This is a genomic window from Flavobacterium sp. (assembly GCF_040402955.1).
Taxonomy (GTDB): domain Bacteria; phylum Bacteroidota; class Bacteroidia; order Flavobacteriales; family Flavobacteriaceae; genus Flavobacterium.
On the sequence record NZ_JBBALQ010000020.1, the window covers coordinates 15962 to 27303 of the forward strand.

13 protein-coding genes are annotated in these 11342 nt (G+C 32.4%); 11 read left to right on the forward strand and 2 right to left on the reverse strand.

Going from position 1 to position 11342, the window contains the following annotated elements:
* The first annotated feature begins 11 nt into the window (after positions 1-11).
* The 3 genes from ileS to ABWP78_RS08150 all read left to right on the forward strand — a co-directional run bounded on the left by ileS (position 12) and on the right by ABWP78_RS08150 (position 4597).
* Positions 12-3485: an isoleucine--tRNA ligase gene (ileS, locus tag ABWP78_RS08140; protein WP_353170414.1), complete on the forward strand. Its 3474-nt coding sequence runs from the start codon at positions 12-14 to the stop codon at positions 3483-3485.
* A gap of 55 nt (positions 3486-3540) precedes the next feature.
* Positions 3541-3921 (forward strand): TraR/DksA family transcriptional regulator, encoded by a 381-nt coding sequence (locus ABWP78_RS08145; protein WP_353170415.1) that lies wholly within the window; start codon positions 3541-3543, stop codon positions 3919-3921.
* 82 nt (positions 3922-4003) lie between these two features.
* A complete protein-coding gene (locus tag ABWP78_RS08150) occupies positions 4004-4597 on the forward strand; it encodes a lipoprotein signal peptidase (RefSeq protein WP_353170417.1) in 594 nt (197 codons plus the stop codon).
* Positions 4598-4642: 45 nt separating this feature from the next.
* Here the strand turns inward: ABWP78_RS08150 and ABWP78_RS08155 are convergent, their stop codons facing one another.
* On the reverse strand, positions 4643-5029 hold the full coding sequence (locus ABWP78_RS08155) for a helix-turn-helix domain-containing protein (protein WP_353170419.1): 387 nt from the start codon (positions 5027-5029) through the stop codon (positions 4643-4645).
* 238 nt (positions 5030-5267) lie between these two features.
* Here ABWP78_RS08155 and ABWP78_RS08160 point away from each other — a divergent pair, with 238 nt between their 5' ends.
* The 7 genes from ABWP78_RS08160 to ABWP78_RS08190 all read left to right on the forward strand — a co-directional run bounded on the left by ABWP78_RS08160 (position 5268) and on the right by ABWP78_RS08190 (position 9607).
* Positions 5268-5846 carry a hypothetical protein gene (locus ABWP78_RS08160; RefSeq protein WP_353170421.1) on the forward strand — a complete coding sequence of 193 codons (579 nt, stop codon included), beginning with the start codon at positions 5268-5270 and terminating at the stop codon, positions 5844-5846.
* A 180-nt stretch (positions 5847-6026) separates the two neighbouring features.
* On the forward strand, positions 6027-6431 hold the full coding sequence (locus ABWP78_RS08165) for a hypothetical protein (RefSeq protein WP_353170422.1): 405 nt from the start codon (positions 6027-6029) through the stop codon (positions 6429-6431).
* 119 nt (positions 6432-6550) lie between these two features.
* Positions 6551-7771, forward strand: a complete 1221-nt coding sequence (locus ABWP78_RS08170) for an aminotransferase class V-fold PLP-dependent enzyme (RefSeq protein WP_353170424.1) — start codon at positions 6551-6553, stop codon at positions 7769-7771.
* A 15-nt stretch (positions 7772-7786) separates the two neighbouring features.
* On the forward strand, positions 7787-8221 hold the full coding sequence (locus ABWP78_RS08175) for a hypothetical protein (RefSeq protein WP_353170426.1): 435 nt from the start codon (positions 7787-7789) through the stop codon (positions 8219-8221).
* A gap of 2 nt (positions 8222-8223) precedes the next feature.
* A complete protein-coding gene (locus tag ABWP78_RS08180) occupies positions 8224-8643 on the forward strand; it encodes a SufE family protein (protein WP_353170427.1) in 420 nt (139 codons plus the stop codon).
* 62 nt (positions 8644-8705) lie between these two features.
* Positions 8706-9029, forward strand: a complete 324-nt coding sequence (locus ABWP78_RS08185) for an SUF system Fe-S cluster assembly protein (protein WP_353170428.1) — start codon at positions 8706-8708, stop codon at positions 9027-9029.
* Between the two features lie 74 nt (positions 9030-9103).
* Entirely contained in the window at positions 9104-9607 is a 504-nt protein-coding gene (locus ABWP78_RS08190; protein ID WP_353170430.1) for a DUF2480 family protein, read from the forward strand.
* Between the two features lie 137 nt (positions 9608-9744).
* Here the strand turns inward: ABWP78_RS08190 and hflX are convergent, their stop codons facing one another.
* On the reverse strand, positions 9745-10974 hold the full coding sequence (hflX, locus tag ABWP78_RS08195) for a GTPase HflX (protein WP_353170432.1): 1230 nt from the start codon (positions 10972-10974) through the stop codon (positions 9745-9747).
* Positions 10975-11134: 160 nt separating this feature from the next.
* Between hflX and ABWP78_RS08200 the strand changes: the two genes are divergently transcribed.
* Positions 11135-11342, forward strand: a 208-nt coding sequence (locus tag ABWP78_RS08200; RefSeq protein WP_353170434.1) for a hypothetical protein, incomplete at its 3' end; no start/stop codon positions are given.

Consider the following 11342-nt stretch of genomic DNA (forward strand, 5'->3'; position numbering starts at 1 on the left):
ATAGCGATAAAATGAGCACAAAATTTACAGAATACAAAGGACTTGACTTACCAACGGTAGCATCAGAAGTTCTTGATTTTTGGAAGGAAAACAACATCTTTGAAAAAAGTGTATCTACACGTGAAGGAAACCAACCATTTGTATTTTTTGAAGGACCACCTTCTGCAAACGGATTGCCTGGAATTCACCACGTAATGGCGCGTGCTATTAAAGATATTTTTTGTCGATATAAAACTCAAAAAGGATTTCAAGTTAAGCGTAAAGCAGGTTGGGACACTCACGGATTACCAGTAGAATTAGGTACTGAAGCCGCTTTAGGAATTACAAAAGAAGACATCGGAAAAACCATTTCCGTTTCAGAATACAACGAAGCGTGTAAGAAAACAGTTATGCGTTATACCGACGTTTGGAATGACTTAACCGAAAAAATGGGCTATTGGGTAGATATGGAAGATCCGTATGTGACATATAAATCCAAATATATGGAATCGGTTTGGTGGTTACTAAAACAAATTTATAATAAAGATTTGCTATACAAAGGCTACACCATTCAACCGTATTCGCCAAAAGCAGGAACAGGTTTGTCTTCACACGAAGTCAATCAGCCTGGTTCGTATCGTGATGTTACGGATACGACTGTAGTAGCACAATTTAAAAGCCCCCTAACCCCCGAAGGGGGAACTACCAACGATATTGCTAAAGCGTTTCGTTTAAGTTCCAATCTTTTGGAAGGATTTGGGGAAGCCTATTTTTTAGCTTGGACAACAACGCCTTGGACGTTGCCATCAAATACCGCATTAACGGTTGGACCAAAAATTGACTATGTTTTGGTTAGATCATTCAATCAATATACGTTTGAGCCTGTAAATGTTATTTTAGCTAAAAACCTTGTCGGAAAACAATTTGGGAAAGGATTTTTTGAATCTGAAAGCGAATTTGATTTTACTAATTTCGAGAATTTATCTTTTGAAGGAGCTAAAGGGAAAGTCCCATTTGGACCAATCCCTTATAGCATTTTAGCCGAATGTAAAGGTTCAGATTTAGTCGGAATTCGATACAAACAATTAATGCCATTAGCATTACCGTATCAAAACCCTGAAAATGCGTTTCGAGTAATTGCAGGAGATTTTGTAACTACCGAAGACGGAACTGGAATCGTACACACCGCACCTACATTTGGAGCAGATGATGCTAAAGTTGCTAAAGAAGCCACTCCAGAAGTGCCGCCAATGTTGGTTTTAGATGAAAACGGGAATGCAGTACCGTTAGTAGATTTACAAGGGAAATTCATTTCTAATTTAGGCGAATATTCTGGGAAATACGTTAAAAACGAATATTACAATGAAGGCAAAGCACCAGAACGTTCTGCCGACGTAGAAATTGCTATCCAATTAAAAGAAGAAAACAAAGCCTTTAAGGTAGAAAAATACGTACACAGTTACCCACATTGCTGGCGAACAGACAAACCTATTTTATATTATCCGTTAGATTCTTGGTTCATTAAAGTAACCGAAATTAAAGATAGAATGTTCGATTTAAATGAAACCATCAACTGGAAGCCAAAAGCAACTGGAGAAGGTCGTTTTGGAAATTGGTTGAAAAATGCCAATGACTGGAACTTATCGCGTTCAAGATATTGGGGAATTCCTTTACCAATTTGGAGAAATGAAGAAGGGACTGAAGAAATCTTAGTAGGTTCTGTAGCAGAATTAGTTCAAGAAATTGAAAAAGCAATTGCCGCTGGTTTTATGACAGAAAATCCATACAAAGGATTTGAAATCGGAAATATGACTGAAGAAAATTACGATTTAGTCGATTTACACAAAAATGTAGTAGACGAAATCGTATTGGTTTCAGCATCAGGCAAACCGATGAAACGTGAAACTGATTTAATTGATGTTTGGTTCGATTCGGGTGCGATGCCTTATGCACAATGGCATTATCCTTTCGAAAATAAGGAAAAAATTGACGAAAATAAAGATTTTCCTGCCGATTTTATTGCAGAAGGAGTGGATCAAACTCGTGGATGGTTTTATACTCTACACGCTATTTCTACGTTAGTTTTTGATAAAATTGCGTATAAAAATGTGGTGTCAAATGGTTTAGTATTAGACAAAAACGGACAAAAAATGTCAAAACGTTTAGGTAATGCTGCCGATCCATTTGATACGTTAGCCGAATATGGCCCTGATGCTACGCGTTGGTATATGATTTCAAATGCCAATCCGTGGGACAATTTAAAATTCGATTTAGAAGGTATTGCTGAGGTGCGAAGAAAATTCTTTGGGACGCTTTATAACACCTATTCTTTCTTTGCTTTATATGCTAATATTGATGGTTTTAACTACAGTGAAGCCGAAGTTCCTTTAGCAGAACGACCAGAAATTGATCGTTGGATTTTATCGGAATTACATACGCTTATTCAAGTGGTTGATGCCGCTTATGCAGATTATGAACCTACTCGTGCCACAAGAGCTATTTCTGATTTTGTGCAAGAGAATTTAAGTAACTGGTACGTGCGTTTATGTCGTCGTAGATTTTGGAAAGGCGACTATGCTCAAGATAAAATTGCCGCTTATCAGACGCTTTATACCTGCTTAGAAACAGTTGCGAAATTAGCCGCACCAGTTGCGCCGTTCTTTATGGATAGGCTATATAAAGACCTCAATGCCAATACGAATAAGGAAAAATTTGAAAGTATTCACTTGGCTACTTTCCCTATTTCGGTTGAAAACTTTGTTGATAAATCATTAGAAAGTAGAATGCAGAAGGCGCAAACGATTTCTTCGTTGGTTTTATCGTTACGTAAGAAAGAAATGATAAAAGTACGTCAACCGTTACAAAGAGTAATGATTCCAGTGCTTGACACTACTTTTAAAGCTGAAATTTTAGCTATTCAAGACCTGATTAAGGCTGAAGTTAACGTAAAAGAAATCGAGTTATTAGAAGATGCTTCTGGGGTATTAGTCAAACAAATTAAACCGAATTTTAAAGCTTTAGGACCCCGTTTTGGAAAAGATATGGGATTGATTGCCAAAGAGATACAGTCTTTTTCACAAGATCAAATTAATGAATTAGATAAATTAGGTGAACTAACTATTTTTACTTCTGAAAAAAGTATTACTTTAACAGTCGAAGATGTAGAGATTTCTTCTCAAGATATTCCGGGTTGGTTAGTGGCCAATTCAAATGGAATTACAGTAGCTTTAGATATTACAATTTCTGAAGAATTACGTAAGGAAGGAATAGCGAGAGAGTTAGTCAACAGAATTCAAAATATTCGTAAAGATTCTGGTTTTGAAGTTACAGATAAAATTAAAGTTCAAATTCTAAAAAATGATAGTATTGAACAAGCGGTACTCGCAAATGAATCGTACATCAAATCAGAAACACTAACAAATGAACTAATTTTTGTATCAGAAATAAATAATGGTACGGAAATTGAGTTTGATGAGTTAAAAACAATAATATTAATTTCAAAATAATAAAACCTTTTGGGGCTATTTGATTGAAATAATAAATTTTAAAAAAATGTCAATTATGATAGATCAACAAATAAGATTCTCAGATGCAGAATTACAAGAATTCAAGGAATTAATTAATTCAAAGTTAGACAAAGCTAAAAACGACTTAGAATTAATTAAAAGTGCGTATTTAAACGATTCCAATAACGGAACGGAAGATACTTCTCCAACATTCAAAGCATTTGAAGAAGGAAGCGAAACGATGAGTAAAGAAGCGAATTCGCAATTGGCTATTCGTCAAGAAAAATTTATTCGTGATTTAAAAAACGCATTAATTCGTATTGAAAATAAAACGTACGGAATATGCAAAGTTACCGGAAAATTAATCAATAAAGAGCGCTTAAAAATTGTTCCTCACGCCACAATGAGCATTGAAGCTAAAAATTTACAGCGTTAAAAAACGTTACTAAATATAAAAACGCTCCTTTTGGGGCGTTTTTTATTCGTTAAAATTGTTACTTTTGCACAAACATTAAAAAATGAACCTAAGAAAAGCCTATTTATTTGTATTTCTGATTTTACTTATTGATCAAGCTAGTAAAATTTACATCAAAACAAATTTTTATATTAACGAACAAGTAAAAGTGTTCGATTGGTTTAGAATTTACTTTGTGGAAAACGAAGGAATGGCTTGGGGCGCTGAAATTCCAGGGGATTATGGTAAATTAATTTTAACCCTTTTCAGAATTATTGCCGTCGGCGGTATTTCTTGGTGGTTGTTTGATTCTATTAAAAAAGGCTTGTCTAATTATTTAACTTTCGCAATCACATTAATTTTAGCAGGCGCTATAGGTAATATTATCGATTCTGTTTTTTACGGAGTAGTTTTTAATGATAGTTACAGTCAAGTTGCTACAATGTTTTTTGACAAACCTTACGGAACACTTTTTCACGGTGAAGTAGTGGATATGTTTTATTTCCCAATAATTAAAGACATTCCAATGCCTGAGTGGGTTCCTTTTATTGGCGGAAGACCTTTTACCTTTTTCAACGCTATTTTTAACGTGGCCGATGTAGCTATTTCTACTGGTTTTGGCATTCTAATTGTATTCAACAAAAGATGTTTTAACTAAAAACAAAACATAATTTTCTGTTATTTTAATCTTTTGTTTTTGTGACTAAAGTAATTTTTCTAATTGAGAAATTTTAGTGCTTTTTTCATCTATGATTATCTTTAAATCTTCAATTCGTTCTTTTAATTGAATTATTAATTCTTCAGATACATTGTTGTTTACAACACCATTAAAGGTAGAAGAATCATTTGCTGTATTGTATTGTACAATTACTTTTCCGTCAGATAATAATTCTAATAAATCCACATTAAATTCTTCAGCAATTTTTTTTAAATTTTCAATAGATATTGATGATTTATCATTTTCCATATTTGAATACGTTTTTTGAGAAATTTGAAGTGTTTCTGCCATAGATTCTTGCGAGTATCCTTTGTTGACACGAAGTTTTCTTAATTTATCTCCAATTTTTACTTGATTGTTGTTGTTTGACATACTAATTATTTTTTAAGTTATTTAGGTATTTTTGGTGCAATTTCATACAAATTTAAGAAATATAACAATACATAAATAACTTTTATAAGTAAATATTTACTAATCTCATTTCTTTATTTACTAAAATATGTAAATTAGTACTAATCATTTTTTATAAGCAATAATACATTTGTAAAACAAAATTCTCGAGAAAATTTTGAATTAACAAAAAAATTATTAATTTTACAACTTATTAAAAATGAAAAAAATATTATTAGGCTTAGTAGCCACAGTTATGTTAAGTGTTGCAGGGAATGCTCAAATCTCAAAAGAAAGTTGGCGAAAAATGATTGAAAATCATAAAGTAAATGTTGATAGAGTATTGAATTCTGAAAAACCCAAAGATGTTGAATTAAACAAATTTAAGGAACAGATTATATTAGGCGAAAGGAAGCTTTCCGAAAAATCTAATTTGGAAATTGCTAAAAGTTCAGAACCATTAAAAAAGTATGCTATGGATTTTATTAAAAAAAATGACATTTTAGTTGAAAATGAAGATGAGATATTATTTTATTCAGGTTTTTATCCAGATTTTCCAATTAATGATGATAATTTTGAAACATTAAGCATAACTCCAGATGAGCTATGGTATTGTGCAATTGAAGCGGCTGGTGTAGGATTTGGTGCATCATTCGGAATTCATACTTTAAAAGAAAAGGGAATTAAATTTATTACTAAAGCAATTACAAAAGTTTTAGTGAAATTTGCAGGACCAATTGGTACAGCAATTACTATTGCAGATTTTGGTTTTTGTTTATATCGTGCTGATCAAGATTAGTTATGAAAAAATATCATGCATATTTCATTTTAACATTTGTTTTCTTTAGAATTATCTATTATTTTTTGAGTATATTTTTCCAATTAAAAAATAAATTTATAGACGATTTTTTTCATTACGGTTTATATGTTATGTTGCTATCAATTGTTTATGTTTCATTAAAGAATAATAAAAAAAAGGATGAAGATTAGATTTCTAATTTTATTTCTTTTTTCCAACTTCCTTCAAGCCCAAACACTTGAAACGATAATAAAAGGCGGAGAATTATTGGTTACAGGATTTTCAATTTTTAAAACTTCAAAAATAACAGAGTCTAAAGACAAAACAGTTGATAGTAAACTTGTAGCTACGGTTTGTGTTAAAAACAAATTAACCGAAAAAATTACTGTAAAACTAGAAGGAAAAGATTCAGAAGGCACAAAAGTTTTAAAAGAATTGGTGGTCCAAAATGACGGAAAAGAATGCGTTTTCGAAATACCGAAAGGCATTTATGCTTACGAAATTATACTCTCCACTAAAGAAGTCTTTAAAAAAGGAGAATATAAATTTGAAGAAGAAATAACTATAATAGTCAATAAAGACTAAAAAAAATAGCGATTGAGTTTTCAGTCGCTATTTTTTATTAATTTTTTAAGTAGATTTTAATTCTTATTTATTCCTATTTTAAATAATCATATCGTAAATTTGCCTCAAATAGTTTTGATATGTTCGATGTTCAGAAAATAAGAGCGCAGTTTCCTATATTGTCTCAAAGCGTTAACGGAAAACCTTTAGTGTATTTTGATAATGGCGCTACTTCGCAAAAACCTCAAGTTGTAATTGATAGTATTGTAGATTATTATTCCAATTACAATGCAAACATTCACAGAGGCGTGCATACTTTGAGTCAATTGGCTACCGATGCCTATGAACAAGCCAGAATTAAAATCCAAAAGCATTTTAATGCGAAACAACCGTACGAAATCATTTTTACTTCAGGAACAACCGAAAGTATCAATTTAATAGCCAATGGTTTTGCTTCTTTAGTAGAAAAAGGAGATGAAATCATGATTTCTGCATTGGAACACCATAGTAATATTGTGCCTTGGCAAATGTTATGTGAACACACAGGTGCGATTTTAAAAGTCATTCCAATGGATGTTCATGGTGAATTAATTATGACAGAATATGATAAATTACTGTCCAATAAAACCAAATTAGTTTGTTGTAATCACATTTCAAATGCTTTAGGAACGCTAAATCCAATTGAAGAAATCATTAAAAAAGCACATGCCGTTGGAGCAGCAGTTTTAATTGATGGCGCGCAATCTTGTCCGCATATTAAACCCGATGTGCAAGGGTTAGATGTTGATTTTTATATAACTTCTGCGCATAAAATGTGTGGTCCAACAGGTGTTGGAATGCTTTACGGCAAAGAAGAATGGTTACGCAAATTACCACCCTACAAAGGTGGCGGAGAAATGATTGCTACCGTGACTTTCGAAAAAACAACCTATGCAGATTTGCCTCATAAATTTGAAGCCGGAACGCCAAATATTTGCGGTGGAATTGCTTTCGGAGCGGCTATTGATTATATGAATGAGGTTGGTTTTGACAACATCGCCAAACACGAACACGAATTATTAGTTTATGGCACACAAAAGTTAAATGAAATTGATGGCGTAACCATTTATGGTCCAACAGATTTGAATAAAAAAACGTCGGTAATTTCTTTTAGTATAGAAAACATTCACTCGTATGATATTGGCACGATTATAGATAAATTAGGTATAGCGGTACGAACAGGTCAACATTGCGCACAACCAATTATGGATTTTTATAAAATTTCAGGAACGATTAGAGCCAGTTTTGCCTTTTACAATACCAAAGAAGAAATTGATATATTTGTAGCAGCTTTAATACGAGCCAAAACGATGTTGTCCTAACTAAAAACAAACAAAATGAAAAGATTTTTAATTTTATCAACTTTAATCCTTACCGTTTTGGCGTGTAGTGGTTCAAAAAATTTTAGCAAAAACGATGTGCCAACCATTTTTTATGAAGTAAACACCAGAGGTTTTTTTCTTGCGATAAAAGTTGAGAATCAAGTACTTTATACATCTAATGAGCGAGATTTTAAAGAATATTCAAATAAAATTGAAATTTCAGATACTGATTGGAAAGAGATTTCAGCATTAGCCAAAGCGGTCGATTTAGAAAAAGTTAAAGATTTAAAGTGGCCAACAGAAAAAAGATTTTACGACGGTGCAGCATTTGCTAATATTATTTTCGAATCAAAAGGGGTTAAATATCCAGCAAATGGTTTTGACCACGGTTTTCCACCTGCAGAAATAGAAAAATTAGTTACTAAAATTACGAAACTAGCCGAAAAATAACAATGAATATTAAAGAAATACAAAACGAAATTGTTTCCGAATTTTCCATGTTTGACGATTGGATGGAGCGTTACGAGTACATTATCGAATTAGGAAAAGGATTGCCTTTAATTGCGGAAGAATTCAAAACAGACGACAACATTATCCAAGGTTGTCAGTCTAAAGTGTGGGTTCATGCTGAAGAAAAAGACGGGAAAGTGTTTTTTTCGTCAGATAGCGATGCCATTTTAACAAAAGGAATTATTGCTATTTTAATTCGAGCTTTTTCCAACCAAACACCAGCCAATATTTTAGAAGCTAATACTGATTTTATTGATGAAATTGGATTAAAAGAACATCTTTCGGCTACTCGTGCAAACGGCTTGGTTTCGATGATTAAAAAAATAAAAATGTATGCTTTAGCATTTGAAGCAAGAAATTAAGAATTAAACACATAAGTGAATCATATGAATAGAACTTATATGTTAAAATAAAAAACCAAAAAATGGAAGAATTTAAAGACGAAATAAACTTAGGCGAAAGCGTAGTAACTGCATTAAAAGGAATCTATGATCCAGAAATTCCTGTAGACATTTATGAATTAGGTTTAATTTATGATGTGATGATTAACGAGGATAATGAAGTTAAAATTTTAATGACATTAACATCGCCAAATTGTCCAGTTGCCGAATCGTTACCAAAGGAAGTTGAAGAAAAAGTAGCGAAAATTGATACCATAAAATCGTGTGAAGTAGAAATTACTTTTGATCCACCTTGGAGTAAAGATTTAATGAGCGAAGAAGCTAAATTAGAATTAGGAATGCTTTAAATCAGTTAGCAGTGTTCAGTTTTTAGTAGGCAGTTTTCTGAACACTAATTTCTGAACACTGAACACTACTAGTTATGAGTGAAATAGTAAATAAAGTGGCCAACAGCGCCTTAATGGTTTTCGATTTAGAAGATTATTATCCAGATAATCATGTGATAGCAGTTGATGTTTCACAATGGTTGTTTGGTGGTGTTATTCTGAAGGAAACCGAATTTAGAGCCCAGTTAAAAACTACCGATTGGTCTGTTTATGAAGATAAATACGTGGCATTATATTGTTCAGAAGACGCCATTTTGCCTGCTTGGACTTATGCTTTAGTGGCTGTGCATTTAGCGCCATTTGCTTTAAAAGTAATTCAAGGCACTAAAGAATTGGCGATTATCGATTGGTATCAAGACATTTTAAACAAATTAGATTACACAGATTATTTTGAAAAATCAGTCATTTTAAAAGGGTGTTCTAAAAAAGAAGTACCTAATGAAGTGTACACTTTGGCTATTCAAAAATTAATGAAAGTAGCCAAAAGCATCATGTTTGGTGAAGCATGTTCCGCAGTGCCTTTGTTTAAAAAGAAGTAATTTGTCCATTACATTTACACGCAAACTAGTCATGCTGAAAGCATCTCTGAGATTATAATGACAAAAGTTGTAAGTATTTCCTAAAAATTAAAATTTTGGTATTTGGATTTTGAAATTTGGAATTTCTATTTTGAAATCTAATTTTCTTCTTCCTCAATTACATCTTTGTAATCTGGATATAAAAATTTATTATACGGAAAACGACTGATATGAATACTTCGCACCGCTTCATATACTTTTTCTCTAAAGGCTTCAAAGTTTTCTTTTTCGGTAGCTGAAATAAAAAGTGTGTTGTTTTCGCCTAAATTACTCATCCACGTTTTTTCCCAATCTTGAAGAGAGAAATTTTTGGATGTTTTTTCAGTAGTTTCGTCGCTTTCATCAATTTTCACATATTTGTACGCGTCAATTTTATTAAAAACCATAATTGTTGGCTTATCGGCACTTTTAATATCTAATAAAATTTTATTTACAGCCGCAATATGATCTTCAAACTCAGGATGAGAAATATCTACCACGTGTAAAAGTAAATCAGCTTCCCGGACTTCATCTAAGGTACTTTTAAAAGAATCTACCAATTGTGTAGGGAGTTTTCTAATAAAACCAACCGTATCGGAAAGCAAGAAAGGTAAATTTTTAATAACCGTTTTTCTAACCGTAGTGTCAAGGGTAGCAAACAGTTTATTTTCTACAAATACTTCGCTTTTCCCAACAGCATTCATTAAAGTTGATTTTCCCACGTTGGTATAACCCACTAAAGCCACTCGAACCATTGCGCCACGATTCCCTCTTTGAGTAGACATTTGCTTGTCTATAACCTTAATTTTTTCTTTAAGTAAGGAAATTCGGTCTCTTACAATTCGTCTATCGGTTTCAATTTCTGTTTCACCAGGACCACGCATACCAATTCCACCTCGTTGACGTTCTAAGTGCGTCCACATTCCGGTTAATCGGGGTAATAAATATTGGCATTGTGCTAATTCTACCTGTGTTCTGGCATAAGACGTTTCGGCACGTTGTGCGAAAATATCTAAGATTAAATTGGTACGATCTAAAACTTTACAATCTAATTCTCTTGTGATATTTTTTTGTTGCGAAGGCGTTAATTCATCATCAAAAATTACCGAATTGATGTCGTATTCTTTTATATAAGTTTTAATTTCTTCAAGTTTCCCAGTACCCACAAATGTTTTTGGATGAGGTTTATCTGTCTTTTGCCAAAAACGTTTCACTACTTCACCACCAGCCGTAAAGGTTAAAAATTCTAATTCGTCTAAGTATTCGTTTAATTTTTCTTCATTTTGATTTTGAGTGATAAGACCTACAATGGCAGTTCTTTCAAAGATGTGTTTTTCAACTTCAAGCATAAGTTTTGTAAATATTCACAAAAATAGCCAATAATTTTCAATAAATAACAATGTTGTTTTTTAACGATTTTTTTATGCGTTTTATCGATTAATTTAGTAATACTGTATAATCTTATTACATTTGTTAATACTTACATAACTTAAACACAAAATTACTATAATGAAAAAACTACTTTTATTATTATTTATGTTCGCAGGTTTCAGCGTTTTTGGACAATTATCCCAAAACTTTGAAGGCGCAACATTTCCACCAACTGGCTGGACAACCTTTGAAACAGGAACAGGTACAGTTCAGAGTTGGTCTGAAACTAACTTAGGCGTTTTCACCTATGGAGGGGTTGGTAAATCAGCAATGATTAACAAAGAAA